Annotated in this window: 13 protein-coding genes, 2 tRNA genes and 1 other RNA gene; 6 read left to right on the top strand and 10 right to left on the bottom strand. The window is 73.0% G+C overall.

Translation table 11 applies throughout. From position 1 onward, the window contains the following. Positions 1-15 precede the first annotated feature (15 nt). From ACI2LY_RS25285 to ACI2LY_RS25275, 3 genes are all read left to right on the top strand, one after another. On the top strand, positions 16-1,296 hold the full coding sequence (locus ACI2LY_RS25285) for a sensor histidine kinase (RefSeq protein ID WP_404709141.1): 1,281 nt from the start codon (positions 16-18) through the stop codon (positions 1,294-1,296). 29 nt (positions 1,297-1,325) lie between these two features. After that, positions 1,326-1,952, top strand: a complete 627-nt coding sequence (locus ACI2LY_RS25280; RefSeq protein WP_404709140.1) for a response regulator transcription factor — start codon at positions 1,326-1,328, stop codon at positions 1,950-1,952. A 23-nt stretch (positions 1,953-1,975) separates the two neighbouring features. Next, positions 1,976-2,051: transfer RNA gene (locus ACI2LY_RS25275), tRNA-Gly, on the top strand. Between the two features lie 41 nt (positions 2,052-2,092). Here ACI2LY_RS25275 and ACI2LY_RS25270 read toward each other — a convergent pair. The 6 genes from ACI2LY_RS25270 to ffs all read right to left on the bottom strand — a co-directional run bounded on the left by ACI2LY_RS25270 (position 2,093) and on the right by ffs (position 11,066). After that, positions 2,093-2,992: a phosphoribosylaminoimidazolesuccinocarboxamide synthase gene (locus ACI2LY_RS25270; protein ID WP_404709139.1), complete on the bottom strand. Its 900-nt coding sequence runs from the start codon at positions 2,990-2,992 to the stop codon at positions 2,093-2,095. 70 nt (positions 2,993-3,062) lie between these two features. Next, positions 3,063-4,571: a N,N-dimethylformamidase beta subunit family domain-containing protein gene (locus ACI2LY_RS25265; RefSeq protein WP_404709138.1), complete on the bottom strand. Its 1,509-nt coding sequence runs from the start codon at positions 4,569-4,571 to the stop codon at positions 3,063-3,065. A 346-nt stretch (positions 4,572-4,917) separates the two neighbouring features. After that, positions 4,918-6,702, bottom strand: a complete 1,785-nt coding sequence (locus tag ACI2LY_RS25260) for a hypothetical protein (RefSeq protein ID WP_404709137.1) — start codon at positions 6,700-6,702, stop codon at positions 4,918-4,920. A 275-nt stretch (positions 6,703-6,977) separates the two neighbouring features. Beyond that, positions 6,978-8,246: a phosphoribosylamine--glycine ligase gene (gene purD / locus ACI2LY_RS25255; RefSeq protein ID WP_404709136.1), complete on the bottom strand. Its 1,269-nt coding sequence runs from the start codon at positions 8,244-8,246 to the stop codon at positions 6,978-6,980. 421 nt (positions 8,247-8,667) lie between these two features. After that, positions 8,668-10,866, bottom strand: coding sequence for a DNA polymerase III subunit gamma and tau (locus tag ACI2LY_RS25250; RefSeq protein WP_404709135.1), 2,199 nt, complete (start codon positions 10,864-10,866; stop codon positions 8,668-8,670). 103 nt (positions 10,867-10,969) lie between these two features. Further along, an RNA gene (ffs, locus tag ACI2LY_RS25245) (signal recognition particle sRNA small type) lies at positions 10,970-11,066 on the bottom strand. A 118-nt stretch (positions 11,067-11,184) separates the two neighbouring features. Here ffs and ACI2LY_RS25240 point away from each other — a divergent pair. The 3 genes from ACI2LY_RS25240 (at position 11,185) to ACI2LY_RS25230 (ending at position 13,001) form a co-directional block, all read left to right on the top strand. After that, positions 11,185-11,272: transfer RNA gene (locus tag ACI2LY_RS25240), tRNA-Ser, on the top strand. Positions 11,273-11,482: 210 nt separating this feature from the next. Next, a complete protein-coding gene (locus ACI2LY_RS25235; RefSeq protein ID WP_404709134.1) occupies positions 11,483-12,442 on the top strand; it encodes a hypothetical protein in 960 nt (319 codons plus the stop codon). A 34-nt stretch (positions 12,443-12,476) separates the two neighbouring features. Then, on the top strand, positions 12,477-13,001 hold the full coding sequence (locus tag ACI2LY_RS25230) for a hypothetical protein (protein WP_404709133.1): 525 nt from the start codon (positions 12,477-12,479) through the stop codon (positions 12,999-13,001). 3 nt (positions 13,002-13,004) lie between these two features. Here ACI2LY_RS25230 and ACI2LY_RS25225 read toward each other — a convergent pair whose 3' ends face one another. From ACI2LY_RS25225 to ACI2LY_RS25210, 4 genes are all read right to left on the bottom strand, one after another. Further along, the gene (locus ACI2LY_RS25225; protein WP_404709132.1) at positions 13,005-13,601 is read right to left on the bottom strand and encodes a poly-gamma-glutamate hydrolase family protein; all 597 of its coding nucleotides are present in this window, start codon (positions 13,599-13,601) and stop codon (positions 13,005-13,007) included. 3 nt (positions 13,602-13,604) lie between these two features. Further along, positions 13,605-15,323: a copper resistance protein CopC gene (locus tag ACI2LY_RS25220; RefSeq protein ID WP_404709131.1), complete on the bottom strand. Its 1,719-nt coding sequence runs from the start codon at positions 15,321-15,323 to the stop codon at positions 13,605-13,607. 67 nt (positions 15,324-15,390) lie between these two features. After that, positions 15,391-15,999, bottom strand: a complete 609-nt coding sequence (locus tag ACI2LY_RS25215; protein ID WP_404709130.1) for a GNAT family N-acetyltransferase — start codon at positions 15,997-15,999, stop codon at positions 15,391-15,393. Next, positions 15,992-18,343 carry a penicillin acylase family protein gene (locus ACI2LY_RS25210; protein ID WP_404709129.1) on the bottom strand — a complete coding sequence of 784 codons (2,352 nt, stop codon included), beginning with the start codon at positions 18,341-18,343 and terminating at the stop codon, positions 15,992-15,994. The genes ACI2LY_RS25215 and ACI2LY_RS25210 overlap by 8 nt, the downstream gene beginning before the upstream one ends. Positions 18,344-18,416: the final 73 nt, after the last annotated feature.

The raw sequence follows: 18,416 nt of genomic DNA, 5'->3' as shown, positions 1-18,416 counted from the left end.
CGAAGGGGGCGGGACATGCGCGGGCCGGTCGGCTGGTGGCGCGGGAAGAGCACTCCGGCCAAGGTCGAGACGTACACACGGTGGTCGTTCCACGTCTTCGCCGTGCTCGAGGTCGCGTCGGTCGGGCTTCCCGTCCTGTCGCATCTGCCGGGCGCCCAGGGAGCGTGGCTGGTCCTGCTCGTGTGCCTGCACGCCGCCGTCTGCGCGGTGACCGCGGCCCGGTCGCTGGACTGGACGCGCGGCCTGCGCCCCCAGCCGGTGCGGCTGCTGTGGACGCTGGCCGCCGTCACCGCCGCCGTCGCGGTGACCAGCGTCGCCGTCGCCCAGCGCGGCCCGCACGGCGACGCCATGTCGACGGGGACGGGAACGCTCTTCGCGGGCTCGCTCAGTTTCGGCGGCGGCACCATCGCGCTCGGTGTGCGCGACCGGCGCCGGGTGCTCGCGATCGTGGTGGGTTTCGCGGCCGGTGCGGGCCTGTACACCTACCCGCTCCACATCCCCGGGCTCACCGGGCTCGGCACGACGCTGGCGGTGCTGATCGGCGCCGGGTTCCTCGCCTTCACCTCGCTCTTCTCCGTCTGGCTGCTGAACGCCGTCTACGAGCTGGACGAGGCCCGCGAGACGCGCGCCCGGCTCGCCGTCGCGGAGGAACGGCTGCGCTTCGGACGCGACCTGCACGACGTACTGGGCCGGAATCTGGCGGTGATCGCCCTGAAGGCCGAGCTGGCGGTGCGGCTGGGGCGGCGCGGCAGCCCGGAGGCGGTGGAGCAGATGATCGAGGCGCAGCGGCTGGCGCAGGAGTCGCAGCGCGAGGTGCGCGCGGTGGTGCGCGGCTACCGTGAGGTCGACCTCGCCGCGGAACTCGCCGGTGCGCAGGGCGTGTTGACGGCCGCCGGGATCGACTGCTCGATCACCGGCAGCCGGTCGGCGGCCGAGCTGCCGCCCCCGGTGCGGTCCGCCCTCGCCTGGGTGGTCCGGGAGGCCGCGACCAACGTGCTCCGGCACGGCGACCCCCGGCAGTGCGCCGTGACCCTGAGCGTGACGGACTCCGGCGTGGAGCTGTGCGTGGAGAACGACGGCGTACGCCCCACGCCTCCCGGCGACCGCCCGGGCACGGGCCTGGCCGGTCTGCGTGAACGCCTGACCGGTCTCGACGGCACCCTGCGCGCGGGGCCCGCCGGGCCCGGCCGCTACCGGCTGACGGCACGCGTGCCGCTGGCCGCGCCCAGGGAGGCAGCGCTCCCCCGTCCGTCCGGCGGCCCGCCGGAGCTCTCGGCGGAGGGCACACAGCGGTGAACCAGGTTCCATCGACCGACGAGGCCCCCATGACGACGACACCCCCCACGCGCGTACGGCTGCTGCTCGCCGACGACGAGCATCTGATCCGGGGCGCGCTGGCCGCGCTGCTCTCGCTGGAGGACGACATGGTCGTCGTCGCGGAGGCGGCGAGCGGGCCGGAGGCGCTGGCGATGGCGCGGGCCCATACCCCGGACGTGGCGGTGCTGGATCTCCAGATGCCGGGCGCCGACGGTGTGAGGGTGGCCACATCCCTGCGGGCCGAACTGCCGGACTGCCAGGTGCTGATCGTGACCGGGCACGGGCGGCCGGGCCATCTGAAGCGGGCGCTGGCGGCCGGGGTGCGGGGGTTCGTGCCGAAGACGGTCAGCGCCGAGCGGCTCGCCGAGATCATCCGCACCGTGCACGCCGGAAGCCGGTACGTCGACCCCGAGTTGGCCGCCGACGCGATCTCCGCCGGGGACTCCCCGCTGACCGCGCGGGAGGCCGAGGTGCTGGAACTGGCGGCCGACGGGGCACCGGTCACGGAGATCGCCGAGCGGGCCGCGCTGTCGCCGGGGACGGTGCGGAACTATCTGTCCTCGGCCGTCACCAAGCTGGGCGCGGAGAACCGGCACACCGCGGTGCGTCTCGCACGGGACCGGGGTTGGGTATAGTTGGCTCCGCGCCACGGCGCACTGCGGACGTAGCTCAGTTGGTAGAGCGCAACCTTGCCAAGGTTGAGGTCGCGAGTTCGAGCCTCGTCGTCCGCTCCATGAAGAAGCCCCCCGGTTCTCACCGGGGGGCTTTTCTCGTACTAGCTCCAGCGGGTGCCGGTCAGGCGCTCGTACGCCTCGATGTACTTGGCGCGGGTGTCCGCCACCACCTGCTCGGGCAGCGCGGGCGGGGGCTGCTCGCTCGCGCGGTCCCAGCCGGAGCCGGGGCCGGTCAGCCAGTCCCGCACGAACTGCTTGTCGTACGACGGCTGGGCGTGGCCCGGCTCGTAGGTCTCGGCCGGCCAGAAGCGGGACGAGTCCGGGGTGAGCACCTCGTCGGCGAGGACCAGGGTGTCGCCGTCGAAGCCGAACTCGAACTTGGTGTCCGCCAGCACGATCCCCCGGTCCCGGGCGATGTCACGGGCGCGGGCGTACACCGCGAGGGTGCTCTGGCGGAGCTGGGCGGCGGTCTCGGCGCCCACCTGGCGGGCCACCTCCTCGTACGACACGTTCTCGTCGTGCTCGCCGACCTCGGCCTTGGTGGCCGGGGTGAAGATCGGGCCGGGCAGCTCCGAGCCGTCGACCAGGCCCTCGGGCAGCGCGAGCCCGCAGACCGTACGGGACTCCCGGTACTCCGCGAGGCCGGAGCCGGTCAGATAGCCGCGGGCCACGCACTCCACCGGGACCATGTCCAGCGACTTGCAGACCAGGGTGCGGCCCGCCCAGTCGGCCGGGGCGCCCTTCGGCAGCTCGGTGCTGATGACGTGGTTCGGCGCCAGGTCGCGCAGCTGGTCGAACCACCACAGCGACAGCTGGGTCAGCACCCGGCCCTTGTCGGGGATCTCGGTGGGCAGCACCCAGTCGTACGCGGAGATGCGGTCGCTGGCGACCATCACGAGGTCGCCCGCCTCGTCGCGGTACAGCTCGCGCACCTTGCCGGTGTGCAGGTGCACCAGACCCGGAACCTGGATCGGCTCGGGCTTTTCTACGAATCCGGACACGGTTCCTCCCCGTGGTTCTGTCCAACTGCGTCGATTCTCCCGTATGCCGGTGACCGGGCAGGTGGCAGGGTCAGTCCCGCTTGCAGATACGGTCCAGCAGGTTGGCGGTGGCCCGCTGGACGCGGGCGTCCACATGGCCGGGCCGGTCCAGCGCCGGGGACCAGGCGAAGGTGCCGGAGGCGAAGACCCAGGCGCCGGAGGGGGCGCGGTACAGGGAGGTCTCCTGGTGGCGCCGGGTGCCCTCGCCGTCGGTGTAGGGGGAGTGCGCGAGCAGGACGCGCTCGTCGTGCTCGGGCAGAGCGGTGCGTGGGAAGTACCGGTCGGCCTCGCCCGCGACCAGGCCCGCGATCTCGTCGCCCTCGCGGGCACCGGTGGCGTCCCACAGCCAGTGTCCGGCGTTGCGGACGATCAGCGGATGCGGCTCTGGCACCCGGCCCGCGTACTGGATGCCGATGAGCTGCTGCTCGGGGCGGTCGATCTCCCGCCACAGCACCGGCTTGCCGGGGCCCTTGCGCTTGCGGCAGGTCAGCAGCCGGTCCGGCACCCCGGACGCGGAGGGCGACAACTCCACCTGCCAGTACATGGTGTTGGCCGACAGGAAGACCAGCGAGGTGCCCCGGTCGCGGGCCGCCTCCACCGCCCGCCGCATCGGCACCGACCAGTACTCGTCGTGCCCGGGGAAGACCAGGCCCCGGTACCGGGTGGGGTCGACGCGTCCGGCGTGCAGATCGCGGGCGTCGGCGTAGGCGAGGTCGTAGCCGTAGCGTTCGGCCCAGCGGATGAAGTCGTAGGCGTGGCCGACGTGCAGGGGCAGGCCCGCACCGGCGTAGGGGCGGTCGAAGGAGACGGTGGTGGCGGCGTCGGCCTCGCCGAGCAGGGAGCCCTTCTCGTCCCAGGCGTGGTAGAGGCTGGCACCGGTGCGGCCGTCCTCCGGGTACAGGTTGTACGCCTGCCAGGTGATGTCCGGGAGCAGCAGCAGGAGGTCGGCGGGCTCGTCGTCGCGGACCGTGAAGGGCACGTGGGAGCGGTAGCCGTCGGCGGTCGTGAGGACGGCGACGTACGCGCCGACGCGCCACTCGGCGGGCACCTGGAGGCGCCAGGACAGCCACCAGTGATGGCAGGAGACCGTGCGGTCGGCGGCCAGCGGCGCGGACTGGACGATGCCGGAGAGCCGGGGGCTGGTGGTGATCTTCGCGGCGCCGTGACCGGCGTAGTGGCCGATCCGGTAGATGTCGACGCTGAACTCCTGCGGCGGGTCGACCGTGATGTGGAAGTCGATCGCCTCGCCGGGCGCCACCGCGCCGGTGGACGCGAACCCCTTGATCTGGCGGCCCACGTCGTCGGCCGAGCGCGGGCCGGGACCGGCCGAACGCGGGGCCGGGACACGCGGCGCTCCGGCGCGGCCGGGCCGGGTGGTGACCGGCTGGGTGGTGTCGACGTACCAGGGGACCACCTGGCCGGTGTCGTCGAAGTAGGTCTCACTGCCGCGCAGCCAGGGGACCGGGCCCTGGCCGAAGGGGTCGGTGACGGCGTGCGCGAGCGCTCCCGACTCCCAGCGGCGGATGTGATCCGAGGTCATGGACGCCCCCTCCCTCGTGTCCCCCGTTGCCGTTATGGCGTTGTCTGTGGTGCCAGGACCGGACCCGGTGCCGTCGCCTGCCGTCTCGGGTGTGCTCGGCGCGACGGATCGCTCGGCCGTGCGGGCGTGTGTCGTATGCCCGTGCCATGTGCGTGTCGGTCCCAGCACATCACATAACGCACGACTCCGGTCACTGTTCGTTGTGAATTGGCCTGAAGTGGAAGGCGCTGCTCCGTTACACCGGGGAACCGCCGGGACTCCTTGTGCCCGGTGGCGACTCGTGGGGTCGGGGGTCGGGGGTCGTGGCTCGTGGGGTCGGGGCTCGTGGCTCGTGAGGTGGTGGTGTTCAGCTCAGCCGGACCGGCTTGTCCGGCCGTATCCCGGACTCGGCCAGCCAGGCGCGCAGCGGGGCCGGATCGCCCTCCTCGATCAGGCTGAGCACCTTCGGGGTGAGGTCGGCGGCGCGCTCGCCGTCCAGCAGCAGGGTGGGGCCGTCCAGCCAGTCCAGGCCGGGGGCGGCTCCGGCGGTGTCGACGGCCGCACAGCAGATCATCGCGGTGATGTGCGCGGCAAGCAGTTCCCGGCCGGTGCGCGGGGGCTGGAGCGGGAACAGCGGCAGGTCGCCGTCCTCCCACAGCGCGCTGTCCGGGCCCTGCGCCCGCGCGCCCTGCGGTACCGCGCTCTCCTCACGGGCCAGCGCGGCACTGAGCCCGGCCGCGAGGAGCGCGCTGCGCTCGGTGGCGGGGTCAGGGTCGGCGCCGTCTTCGGTTTCGGCGCTGTCCGCGCTGTCCGCGTTGTCGAGGGGCATGGCAGGAGCCGGGACCGTGGGGACGGCGTCCGCCGCGGGCTCGGCGAGGTGGTCCAGGACGCGGGCCAGGGTGGGGCCGCCGGGGTCGGGGGCGGCCGGGTCCAGGCTGGGGCTGACGCCCAGGGAGTCCAGCACCCGGTGCAGCCGGGCCGCCTCCGCGCGCCAGGTGCGGTCCACGACCTCCTCCGGGTACGCCTGCCAGTCCACCGGCGCCCAGCGGGGACCGGACTCGGCCGGGCCGCCGTGGAAGAGGCGGGCGGTGAGCAGGGACACCGCCTCGTCCACCGCGCCGGGCTCCTCCAGCAGATCGCAGGCGGGGCGCTCACCGAGCCGGGCGGCGAAGCCGTCGGCCAGCCGGTCGCGCCGGGACAGCTCGGTCAGCGCGGCGGCCACGCCCACGTCCAGCCGGGAGGGCCAGCGGCCCATCCGCCAGGCGGGCAGCGCCACCTTGGTCAGCAGCCGGTCCCAGCCCGCGTACGCCAGCCCGACCTGCTCCTGGGCGGCGATCCGGGGTCCGTAGTCCACCGACTGGGCGCGCTCGGCGGCGGCCGTGGCCACCCCGCGCTCCATCAGCGCGGCGTGCTCACGGCAGCCGCGCAGCAGCAGCCGGGCCACCCGGCCGAGGGCCGCGTACCCACCGCGGGTCAGCGGGCTGCGGCCCGGTGCGTCGGCCACGGCCACCGCGGCGTCGAGGCCGCGTACGAAGCGGCGGGCGGCGGCTATGTCGGGCTGGGCGGACGGGCCCGTACCCGCGACGACCGGGGCGAGCACCGCGCGCAGCTCGGCGACCCGCATCCACCACAGGAACGGCGACCCGATGACGAGCACCGGCGCCGGGACGGCGGGCCGCCGCTCGGCACGGGTGCCGGGGACCACCGGCTCGTCCGGCGCGCGGGTCACGGGCGGGGCGTGGGCCGGGTGCGTACGGTCCTCCAGCCAGCTGTCGCAGTCCGGGGTGAGCGCTATCGCGGAGGGCGCGGGCACGTCGAGCCGGTCGGCCAGGTCGCGCACCATCCGGTACAGGTCGGGGGCGGAGCGCTCGGACACCGGGACCGTGGGGCTCGCGGCCGGGCGCGCCCGGGCCACCACCAGGGCGACGGCGGCGGCCGCCAGCAGCACCAGCACCGCGAGGACGCCCACCACCCAGCGGGCCGTGTCCCAGCCCGGCCCGGTGAACTGGCCGGTGGCACCACCGGTCAGCAGGATCACCTCGACGGCCGCGGGCAGCAGCGCCACGGCCAGCGCCCGACTGCGCACCCGCAGCACGGCCAGCGCGCGCGAACGCGCGGCCCGCGCGCCCAGCTCCCCACCGGTTCCGGTCATGCGCGACGCTCACCCCCTCCGTGCCGATCGCGTCCTGTCCTGGCGGTTGCCCACTCCCCCACTGTGGCACCCGTCACTGACATCGCAATGCCGGTGGGCCAAGTGCCGGACCGCATGCGCCGCACCATAGTTGGGGCCCCGGCCCCCGTCAGCCGGATGGCGCATTGCTCACTCGATGGAATGGCCTTGGTCAGAGCTGGGTGACAGACGGCAAAGGTCAGGCCCCGGATTTCGGGGTCCGGGGCCTGGGGTGGAACGGGGGTCTTCTACGGGCCCTACGCCACGCCGGTCGTGGCCGGGTCGGCCGCCTTCGCCGCGATGTCCGTGCGGTGGTGCGAGCCGTCCAGACCGACACGGGCCACCGCGCGGTACGCCCGCTCGCGGGCCTCGGCGAGGTCCTCACCGGTCGCCGTGACGGACAGCACGCGGCCGCCCGCGCTGACGACGGCGTCCCCGTCCTGCTTGGTCCCGGCGTGCAGGACGTAGGCGTGCGGGGCGTCCTCGGCGGCCACCTCGGCCAGGCCGGTGATCGGGTCACCGGTGCGCGGGGTGCCGGGGTAGTTGTGCGAGGCGACGACCACGGTGACGGCCGCGTCCTCGCTCCAGCGCAGCGGCTCCAGGTCGGCGAGGGTGCCGTTCGCGGAGGCGGACAGCAGGGAGGCCAGCGGGGTCTTCAGGCGGGCCAGCACGACCTGGGTCTCGGGGTCGCCGAAGCGGGCGTTGAACTCGATGACCCGGACCCCGCGCGAGGTCATGGCGAGCCCCGCGTACAGCAGCCCGGAGAACGGGGTGCCGCGCCTGCGCAGCTCGTCCACGGTCGGCTGGAGCACGGTGCGCAGCACGTCGTCCACCAGCCCGGGGGCGGCCCACGGCAGCGGGGAGTACGCGCCCATGCCACCGGTGTTGGGGCCCTCGTCGCCGTCCAGCGCGCGCTTGAAGTCCTGCGCGGGCTGGAGCGGTACGACGGTCACGCCGTCGGTCACGGCGAAGAGCGAGACCTCGGGGCCGTCGAGGAACTCCTCGATCACCACCCGCTCGCATCCGGCCGCGTGCGCCTCGGCCTCCGCCACGTCGGAGGTGACGACGACGCCCTTGCCCGCGGCCAGTCCGTCGTCCTTGACGACATAGGGGGCCCCGAAGGCGGCGAGCGCCTCGGCGACCTCCTCGGCGGTGGTGCAGACGTACGAGCGCGCGGTGGGCACCCCGGCCGCGGCCATGACGTCCTTCGCGAACGCCTTGGACCCCTCCAGCACGGCGGCCTCGCGGGACGGCCCGAACACCGGGAAGCCCGCCTCCCGCACGGCATCGGCCACCCCGGCGACCAGCGGGGCCTCCGGGCCGATGACGACGAGGTCGGCCTCCAGTTCCCCGGCGAGCGCGGCGACGGCCTTGCCGTCGAGCGCGTCCACCTGGTGCTGCTGGGCCACCTCGGCGATGCCCGCGTTGCCGGGGGCGCAGTGCAGTTCGGTGACGTCGGGGTCGAGGGACAGGGAGCGGCACAGGGCGTGTTCGCGGGCGCCGCCGCCGATGACGAGGACCTTCACGGGGTCAGCCTATCGGCTGGGTCGCCGAAGACTGGGGGGTGGGGAAGTTGGAGGAACCTACGAGGGCCACTCGCGTGGGGCGGCGGGGAGGTCAGTTGCGCTCGGGGTTCGTGGGCGGTGTGCCGGTCCGTCGTGGCTGGTCGCGCAGTTCCCCGCGCCCCTGGGGTGGGGGTGGTGGACGTGGGTCGGGGCGGCTCGGTCTGCCCGCGACCCTGACCAACGTGTGCTGTGCCTACCTAGGGGCGCGGGGAACTGCGCGAACGGCCACGACGGCTCGGCAGCCGGCTACGCGCCGATGGACCGGTGAGTGGACGGGCAGAGGCGACCCGACTGACCTCTGCTGTGCCCACCTAGGGGCGCGGGGAACTGCGCGACCAGCCACAGCGCACCGACAGCCGCGCCCCCGGCCAGCAGTGACCGCCTACTGGTCGTGGGAGAACTCGTCCAAGACGGTGGCGCCGAGTTCGCGGACGATCAAGTCGCGGCCGGAGAGGGCGGATTCGTCCAGGTCGGGGTCGTCATCGGCGGGGGTGTCGTCCTCGAGGGAGACGGAAGGTGGTTCAGGGGCCGGAGGTCTGGGCGCCGGAGTCGACTGGGCGCCGTCGGCCGGGGTGGGGGCGCTCTGCTGGGGGGCCGCGGGACGGGACGGGGCCGAGGCGCCGTAGCCACCGCCCGTGTTCGCCGCGCCGCCTCCGCCGAAGCCCGGGGTGCCGCCAGGGGGCGGGGGTGCGGAGCCGCCGCCGGACGGATCGATGACCGCCTCGATCCTCCACTGCACGTTGAACTGCTCGGCCAGCGCCTGGCGCAGCACATCCTCGCTGCCACTGGCGGAGAAGTTGTCCCGAGCGCCCGCGCTGGCGAAGCCGAGCTGGAGGGTGGTGCCGTCGAAGCCGGTCACCTGGGCGTTCTGGCTCAGCAGAATCCAGGTGAAGCGACGGCGGTTCTTGACGGCCTCCAGGATGTTCGGCCAGAGCATGCGGGGATCGAGGCCACCGGAGGAGGAGGCGGGGGCGGCCGGTGCGGGGGCCGTCGGCTGGGGCTGGGGCTGGCTCGGAGCTTGGGCCGGGGCCGGGGCCTGGGGGCGGCTGGGCTGGCTCTGCGCCTGCTGCTGGCTGCCCGCCGAAGTCGCGGTGGGCCAGGCGCCGGAACGCCGACCGCCACCGGCAGAGGCGGCGGTGGGCCACGCACCGGGCGCGGGCGCGGCTTCCGGAGCCGGAGCGGGAGCGGGAGCGGGCGGCGGGGTCGGCGCCGGAGCCTGAACAGGAGCGGGCGCCGGGGCTTCCGTACCCGCGCCGGGCGGCGGCCCCCCGGGATTCCGTACGGCCGCGCGGGCAGCCGCGGGACCACCACCGGGCGGTACGGCGGGCCCGTCCATGACGGGTGCCGGGGCCGCAGCGCCGGGGTGGGCCTCGGGGCCGGGGACGTACTGCATGGCGGGAGCGGCGGCACCGGCGGAGAAGTTCACGCCCCGCTCGATGCGGTCGAGCCGGGCCATGACGGAGCGCTCGTCGCCGTACGCGGCGGGCAGCATCACGCGCGCGCAGATGAGTTCCAGCTGGAGGCGGGGCGAGTTGGCGCCGCGCATCTCGGTGAGGCCCTCGTTGACGAGGTCGGCGGCGCGGCTCAGCTCGGCGGCGCCGAAGATCTCGGCCTGGGCCTGCATGCGCTCGATGACGTCGGCGGGGGCGTCGATGAGGCCCTTCTCGGCGGCGTCGGGCACGGCGGCGAGGATCACCAGGTCGCGCAGCCGCTCCAGCAGGTCGGCGACGAAGCGGCGGGGGTCGTTGCCGCCCTCGATGACATGGTCCACGACCTCGAAGGCCGCGGCACCGTCACCGGTGGCGAAGGCTTCGACGACGGAGTCGAGCAGAGACCCGTCGGTGTAGCCGAGGAGGGAGGTGGCCATGGGGTAGGTCACACCGTCCGTACCGGCACCGGCGAGGAGCTGGTCCATGACGGACATGGAGTCACGCACGGAGCCCTGACCGGCGCGCACGACGAGCGGCAGCACCCCCTCGGCGACCGGGATGTCCTCCTTCTGGCACACCTCGCCCAGGTACTCCCGGAGGGTGCCGGGCGGCACGAGCCGGAAGGGGTAGTGGTGCGTACGCGACCGGATGGTCCCGATGACCTTCTCGGGCTCGGTGGTGGCGAAGATGAACTTGAGGTGCTCCGGGGGCTCCTCGACGACCTTCAGCAGCGCGTTGAAGCCGGCCGACGTGACCATGTGGGCCTCGTCGATGATGTAGATCTTGTACCGGCTGCCCGCGGGCCCGAAGAACGCCTTCTCGCGCAGCTCACGGGCGTCGTCCACACCTCCGTGGGAGGCGGCGTCGATCTCGATGACGTCGATGGAACCGGGCCCGTTGCGCGCGAGGTCCTGGCACGACTGGCACTCGCCGCAGGGGGTGGGGGTGGGACCCTGCTCACAGTTGAGACAGCGGGCCAGGATGCGGGCACTGGTCGTCTTGCCGCAGCCGCGCGGACCACTGAACAGGTACGCGTGATTGACCCGGTTGTTCCGCAGCGCCTGCTGCAGCGGGTCGGTTACGTGCTCCTGCCCGATGACCTCGGCGAAGGTCTCCGGGCGATAGCGGCGGTACAAGGCGAGAGACGACACGCATACGAGGTTATAGGGGAGCACCGACAACCGGCCGCGCGGCGAAAGCGGGCCCGAGCCCACCGCAGGTCACAGGCCGGACCTCCGCCTCCGACCCCGGAAACACAAGGGCCCCCCACGCACCTGCCAGAGCCGACCTACCCTTGCTGCCTTCCGGCCCTGGGGGAGTTCAGTCAGATAGCACCACGTGGGGGGCTGCGGAAAGAGTACCCGATCCGAACCGCCGCGAGGTACCTCGCACGAACCCGTGGTGAGCGCCCTCCCGAGCCCGGGAACGAGGTTCGCGAGCACCCTCCGCGGTCATGTAATGTTTGCCCCGGAGGATTCGCCTAGTGGCCTAGGGCGCACGCTTGGAAAGCGTGTTGGGGGCAACCCCTCACGAGTTCGAATCTCGTATCCTCCGCCAGTGCCTCACCGGGCACTAACGTCGAAGGGCCCCGCTGCTTGCAGCGGGGCCCTTCGACGTTGTCCTCAGACCGGCCGATCGGGCCGTTGCTCAGCGGTGACATTCCGATGATCAGTTGGGGACGGTCGCCGGGCCATGATCGGCATGTCGGCCCAGGGGGGACGGCGCGAACCGCTGAATCGTTCAGCACAAATTTGCCTGGGGGCTTTCATGTCTGTCCGTCGTCGTCTCGCCGGTACCGCCACCGTCGTCGCCGCCGCGTCCAGCGTGCTCGCGCTGCTGCCGGGTACGGCGAGCGCCGCGACGCAGAGCACCGCCTTGAACCCGCTCACCGTCACGGCGTCCTCGGCCCAGCCCGGTCCGCTGCTGCCGGGTGGGGCGGCGAAGAGCTTCGTCTTCACGGTCGCCAACCACACCGGCGCCGCGATCGCCATGAACGGCAACGTCGGCGCGAGCGCGCACGGCGCACTGCCGCTGGACAAGGGGGATGTGAAGCTGAGTGTGCAGGCGGTGCACGCCCCGGCCACCACGTCCTCCATCAGCAGCCAGGGCAGCGGCTTGATGGGTACCTTCTACCCGAAGGGTGGCCGCTGGGACAGCACGTTCAAGCTGCCGGCCCACTCCAGCTTCACCTGGAAGATCACCGTCGCCGCGACCAAGTCCCTCCCGATCAACGACGACCGTCTGGTGGTCGACTTCGGTGCCGAGGCCGACCACGGCCGGATCGGGGCCTGGAGCAGGAATTCCTTCCACATCGGGGCGTTCAACCTGCACAACGGCGGTCCGATCGTGACCAAGGTGACCGGTGGACAGAGCCTGACGGTCAAGAAGCCCCTGACCCTGGATGTCAGCTACACCAACCGCACCGGCGTGCCACTGGCCGAGAAGGTCTACCCGGCGATCTACCAGACCAACTCCCGCTCCACGCTGTCGGGCGTCACAGTCGCCTACGACCTGTGGAACGGCAAGCGCTGGGTGTTCCTTGGCAAGGGCGCCGCGCAACTTCCGGTCCTGCCCGCGCACCTGGCCAACGGGGCCACCGCCACTGACAGGATCCGGGTCCGCATCGTCGGCTGGGACAACAAGGCCCACGCCGGCCGCGTCCAGCTGCTGGCTGCCTACGACAACTTCAACGGCTCCGCCGTGAAGAACATCCAGGCCACGTACTGAGGTCACGCCTCCCGGACCTGGCGCTTGAATGCCCATGGACGCCCCCGAACCGTCAGGCGGGCGGTTGGAAGGCGTGTTGGCAGATCGTCAGGACGTGTCGAGCATGTCCAGCCCAGCACGGCGACGCGATACTCACCAGCCGTGCCCATGGTCAGCTCACCGGAGTGATCTCGTCGACCAGGCCGCGGACGCGCTTCTCGATCGCGTCGCGGATCGGACGAACGGCGTCGACACCCTGCCCGGCCGGATCGGGCAGCTCCCAGTCGAGGCAGCGCTTCCCGGGAAAGACGGGACAGGTGTCGCCGCAGCCCATCGTGATCACGACGTCGGACGCCTGCTGGGCGTCGAGGTCGAGTCCACCGATCAGGTCAACGCCGCCACCATCCGCCTCAAGGACGCCGGCCTGGCGACGTTCGAGGAGAACGACACCTCCTGCTGCTACGCCCTCCGGGACAAGGTCTGGGTCCACGGCCCCGGCGGGGAGCCCTGGGAGGTCTACGTCGTGAAGGCCGACGCCGGCACCCTCGGCAAGAGCGCTGACCCCGACGCCACCGGGTGATCGTCACCGCTGTTCATCTCGCCCCATCAGCGACCGGACGCCTGCCGTCAACGCCTCCACGACCTCCTCCGGCGGAATCTCGGGGGCCGTCGGCGCCGGGTGGCTCGTGCGGGCCAGGACCGGGAGTTCGAGTTGGACGCCTCCGTCCCTGGTCCGGTTCACCGGATTGTCCGGGTGGAGGCCACGAAGGGGGGCGGGGATTTCGGACAGCGCGGTGAGGGGGAGGAAAAGCGGGGCCCGGTCGGACAGGGCGGTCGCCAGGACTCGGGCCGCTGGGCGGTTCGAGCCGCCTACGTAGATCGTTCGGGGGGCATCTCTGCGGCTATGGCCGTGGAGGGAGATCGTGAGGGTGGTGTGGGTCAGGAAGGTGGTCAGGGGGGTGCAGGGGGACATGCGGGTGGACGGGATGTGAGTCGGGGGGCCGAGTGGCTGGGTGAAGGTCAGGAGGGTGGCTCCCGTGCGGGCCGCCACCTCGGCCGCCAGTTCCGCCGTGCCGCCCTCCACGCCGCCGTGCAGGGCCAGTAGGCCGATGGGGCCTGCCAGGTGCAGCGTGGTCAGGAAGTCCACGCCCTCGATGGTCACTCGCTCCGTGTGCGTCACGGCTCAGCGTGTCACCCGTACCGTGCGGGAGACCGTCACCTGGTCCAGGTCCGACACCCGTACCGTCACCTTCATCGTCCAGGTGCCGGGGATCGGGAGGTCGAAGGAGTTCGTGGCCCAGTAGCCGCCGCGGTCGGCGACCTCGGTGTCCAGCGGGCCCAGGCGCTGGGCCGGGAGGGTCATGGTGATGCGGAGTTCGGGGACGGCGGCCAGGGCGCCGTTCGCGCCGTAGACCACCGCCTGGACGGAGTTCGTGCCCACCCGGCCGGGGTCGAAGGTGATCTGGACCTTGCCGTGGCCGCCCTCGCCCACCGTGAACGGGACCGTGGTGACCGAGGCCGCCGGTATGCCCGTCTCCTCCGTGGCCGCCTCCTCGGCCGCCCGGCCTGGAAGTGTGCTGGTCAGCAGGGTCGTCAGGACCAGGACCACGACCCCCACGGCCGCCTCCGCCAGTACCGAGCGGCGGAGGTGGCGGACAGGGAGGGCGGGTTCGGGTGGCTCAGGGAGGGGCGGGCCGGCCGCCGGTTCCAGGATCTTCGGCGTCGGGGCCGTCGCCAGGCGGGCCGTCCAGCGGCGCGACCACGCCGCCACCGTCAGCAGCAGCGCGACCGCCGCCAGCTTCGCCAGCAGCACGCGGCCGTACGTCGTGTCCGTGAGCGCCTGCCAGCTGCCGAGGCCGCGCCAGGACTGGTAGACGCCGGTCACCACCAGGACGATCACCGAGGTGAGGGCCATGCGGGAGAAGCGGGTGACGACCTGTGGGGAGAGCCCGGCGCGCAAGGTCAGCAGCAGGGCCGCGAGGCCGCCGAGCCAGGCCGCCGTCGCCAGCAGGTGGAGGGTGGTGGAGGCGATGGCCAGCGGGACCTGGATACCGGCCGAGGCGTGTTCGGCCGCCGACCAGGTCAGGGCGAGGGCCACCGCCAGCGTCGCCCCGGCGGTCAGGGCGGCCGGGCGCGGTACGGCCGCGCCCCAACGGCGCAGGCACAGCGCGCACACGGCCGCCACCAGCAGCAACGCCAGCCGGGCGAGCAGGAGTTCACCGGGGCGGGTGGTCAGGGTGCGGCCCAGCGAGGTGAACGCCGGTGCGGTGCCCTCCTCGTACGGGCCCCGCAGCAGGAGCAGGGCCAGCGTGGAGACGAGCAGGGTGGCGGCGCCGACGACGAACAGGTGGCGCAGGAGCGTTCGTTGGGGTGGGCGGCAGTACGCGATGAACGCGGCCGCGCCCAGCACCAGTGCCACCGCCAGATACGCCAGGTAGCGGGCGATGTTGTAGAGGCTGGTGGTGGTCCGGTTCTCGGTCTCGCCGGGGGCCGTCGCCGTCGTCACCGAGCGCTCGCCCACCGAGAAGGTGAGCGCGCCGGAGACGGGGTGGCTGTCGGCGGACACCACGCGCCACGCCACCACGTACGTGCCCTTGGCCATCCGTTTCGGGAGCGGCACCCGGACCGTGTCGGAGCGGCCGGGGGCGTGGTCGGCTGGGCCGGTGCGCAGACGGTGGTTCTCGGGGTCGTAGATCCGGAACGAGTCGGTGAGCAGGCCCACCGACTCGGTGTACGTCAGGGTCAGCGTGCGCGGGGCCCGCTGGAGGATCGTTCCGTCTTCCGGGTCGGTCGCGCGCAGGGCCGCGTGCGCGGAGGCGGGGGAGGCGGTGCCGAGGAGGAGCAGGAGCAGGCTCCCGACCGCCAACAGCACGCGCCTGAGGGCTCGTTCACGGTCGCGCACGTCGTCCCGCCTCCGTCATCCGACCCCGCCCTGTCCCCCGCCTGTACGGATGTTCGCGGCGGCGCGCTCAAACCGTACCGGTGGCCTCCGGGAACGCGGTCTCGCGGGTGAGGAAGGCGAGACGGGCCCGCTTCTCGGGCAGGTACACGTCCGGCAGGTCGATCTCGGGGAGGACGACCTCGGGGCCGGGGGCGAAGCCCTGGCGTTCGAAGCGGGTGATGGCCTTGGTGTTGCGGACGTCCGGGTCGACCACGACCCGGTCCCGCTCCAGGACCAGCAGGACGTACTCCGCCACCGCGGTCAGCAGGGCCGAGGTCCAGCCGGGGCGGTGGCCGTTCGGGGCGGCGGGGGCGAGGAGGAGGTGGACGCCTATGTCTCCGGGGCGGACCTCGTAGCACTCGCCCACGCGGTCGGCGGCGGGGTCGTAGGTCTGGAGGAGGGCCGCCGGTTCGCCGTCCTTGGTGACGAGGTGGGCGTGGTGGGTGTCGAGGGTCGCCATGTGGGCGTAGATCTCGGCTACTTGGGCCTCGGTGAGGTTCGTCATGCCCCAGAAGGCGGCTCGCTCCTGGGAGACCCAGGCGTGGATCACGCGGGAGTCCGTCGTGGGGTCCAGGGGGCGGATGGCGACGGTGCCGTAGTCGGGGATGCGCTGTTCGTGGCGGGCGGTCTCAGGCATGTGCTTCCTCGGGGAGGTCGGTGGTGTCGGTGTGTTCGAGGGTGAGTCGGGTCCAGTCGGTGACCACCTGGGCCAGATCTCCCTTGAGCCACAGGGGGAGTTGGTCGCGGTGGTGGGTGTTTCCGGGTACGCCGTCCGCGCCGAAGGGGACGATCCAGCGGCTGTTCTCGCGGTCGGCCAGGTCCCAGACGTAGCGGGCCGCCGGGCCTCGGGCGGCCAGGTCCGTGATGCCGGGGACGGCGGTGGTGCAGTTCACGCAGTCGTGGTCGCCCGCCAACCCCGGTTCCGTGTACGGGCCTTCGGGGAGTGCCCGCCAGGGGGCCACTCGGTGGGTTTCGGACCAGGGGGTGGTGGGGGGTGCGGAGGCGATCTCCTCCAGGGCCGCGCGTACGGTCTCGCGGCGGTCGATGCCGTACAACTCCTCTGCTTTCAGCAGGTGTTCCAGCGCGAAGCCGATGCGGGCCGTGAGGGACATCCAGGGGAGGAGGACCTCGGGGTAGGCGGGGGGCTCGGTGAGGGCGGCGAAGGCGGGGTGGGCGGCGAGGCGGCGGACCACCGCTGTACGGAGGGCCGCGTACGTCGCCGCGTCGGTGCTGTCGGCGTCCATGTGGCGGTTCCAGGACAGCAGGCGCTTGCGGAGGCGGGTCGCCTCGGGGGTGAGGGTGTCGAGTGCGGCGAGGTGGTCCAGGAGGGGGGCCGCCGAGGCGAGGTGGGTGTCGGTGTGGATGGCGGGGAGGTCGGTGGCGGACCAGGTGGGGCGTTGTTCGAGGAGGGTGCGGATGCGGTGGGCTCGGTGGGGTGGGGCGAACTCGACGCCGAGGGGGGTGGCGGGGCCGCGCTGGTTCGCCATCACGGCTATGCCGTGGTCGACGGTGGTGTACGGGGGTGGGTGCCAGCCCTGCCACTCGTTGCCCTTTTCCCAGGCGGGGACGAGGCGGAGGCTGTTGGTACGGGGGCGTATGGGGACCTTGCCGGCGACTCTGTGGAGTACGGCGCCTGTGGTGTCGGCTGCCTGGACGACGTTGACGGGTTCCGTCCAGGCGTCCAGGGCGGTGTCTATGTCGGCGACTGTGCGGGCTCTGAGGAGGGGGAGGAGGGCGCTGAAGCCGAGGTCTTCTGTTACTCGGGGTGGGTAGCGGAGGGCGATCGCTATGGCGGGGGGTTCCGCCTCGGCTTCGCCTTCGGCGGGGGTTTTGTTCCCACCCGCACCACCCGTGCAACTTTCGTCGTCGGGTGCGGGTGGCCCCTGTGGGGCGGATTCGCCGTCGGCGGCGGGCGGGAGGGGGATGGGGGAGGGGGCATCCTCTTCGACCGACTTCGAGGGCACCGGAGAGGGGGCATCCTCTTCCGCCAACTTCGGGATCACCGGGGCGGCCTCGACCGCAGGCGTGCGAACCTCCGTCCCCTCCAGCCCGCCAAGTCCCTCCGGACCCCCCGCGATCACCGGCCCCCGTTCCGTCTCGATGACCTCGACCTCCACCGTCCCCTCCCCCGCGACCTCCACCAGCTCCACGTGCCGGACCGCCCGCACCCAGGCCCCCTCAGGGGAGAGCGCCTCCACCCCCGCGCCCGTGCGGCGGAGGCGTTCTCGGTAGAGGTCCTGGTAGTCGGCCATGGCGTTGGTGATGGACCAGGCGGCGGTACCGGTGTGGGCGAAGTGGGCGATGCCGGGGACGCCGGGGACGGCGAGGCCGATGACGTCGAACTCGGGGCAGGAGAGGCGGATCTGCTGGTAGACGCCGGGTTCCTCCAGGTAGCGGTGCGGGTCACCGGCGATGAGGGGCAGCCCGGTGGTGGTGCGGGCGCCGGTGAGGAGCCAGCCGTTGCTTCCGGCGGTGCCGGGGCCGTCCGTGGCGAAGAGGCCGACCGCGTCCGGGCCGAGGTGCCGTACCGCCTCCTCGCGCCACAGCTTGGCCGGGAAACCGGCGAACAGGATGTGCGTGCCGAGCCAGACGCCGAGCGGGGTCCAGGGTTCCCAGCGGCCGGGGGCCAACCCCACCCGGGCGAACTCCGGTGTGCGCGCGGCACCTTCGGGCAGGCCCGCGTTGACGCCGTCGACGTAGGCACGGACCCAGTCCGCCGTCTCCGGGTCCCGTCTCTCCAGTGCGGCGAAGCAGCGTCTCGCGGTGTCGTCGAGGCGGGCCCGGCGGGCGAAGACGTCCCAGGGGAGGGCGGCGGCGCCGAGGAAGGACGCCGAGGTGCCCTGGGCGCGGTGCCGTTCGACCTCCAGCTGCCAGGCGCGGTCGACCGCGGTCACCCGGCCCTGGGCGCGGGCGAGTTGACGGGCACTGGTGGCGCGCAGGTGGGGGATGCCCCAGGCGTCGCGGTAGGTCTCGGTGGTCACCCTGGAGGACCCTTCCCTTTTAGGTTAGCCTTGCCTAACTTCACCGTCAGGTGAAGGAATCGTACGCGAGGGG

The sequence above is a fragment of the Streptomyces sp. NPDC002176 genome, assembly GCF_044903645.1.
GTDB lineage: Bacteria > Actinomycetota > Actinomycetes > Streptomycetales > Streptomycetaceae > Streptomyces.
The sequence above is the reverse complement of the archived record's forward strand: the minus strand, read 5'-3'. Positions and strand labels throughout refer to the sequence as shown.

Coding starts and splice junctions, on each gene's coding strand:
- ACI2LY_RS25285 (WP_404709141.1), top strand. CDS start 16: ATGCGCGGGCCGGTCGGCTGGTGGCGCGGGAAGAGCACTCCGGCCAAG.
- ACI2LY_RS25280 (WP_404709140.1), top strand. CDS start 1,326: ATGACGACGACACCCCCCACGCGCGTACGGCTGCTGCTCGCCGACGAC.
- ACI2LY_RS25265 (WP_404709138.1), bottom strand. CDS start 4,571: ATGACCTCGGATCACATCCGCCGCTGGGAGTCGGGAGCGCTCGCGCAC.
- ACI2LY_RS25260 (WP_404709137.1), bottom strand. CDS start 6,702: ATGACCGGAACCGGTGGGGAGCTGGGCGCGCGGGCCGCGCGTTCGCGC.
- ACI2LY_RS25235 (WP_404709134.1), top strand. CDS start 11,483: ATGTCTGTCCGTCGTCGTCTCGCCGGTACCGCCACCGTCGTCGCCGCC.
- ACI2LY_RS25230 (WP_404709133.1), top strand. CDS start 12,477: ATGGACGCCCCCGAACCGTCAGGCGGGCGGTTGGAAGGCGTGTTGGCA.
- ACI2LY_RS25215 (WP_404709130.1), bottom strand. CDS start 15,999: ATGCCTGAGACCGCCCGCCACGAACAGCGCATCCCCGACTACGGCACC.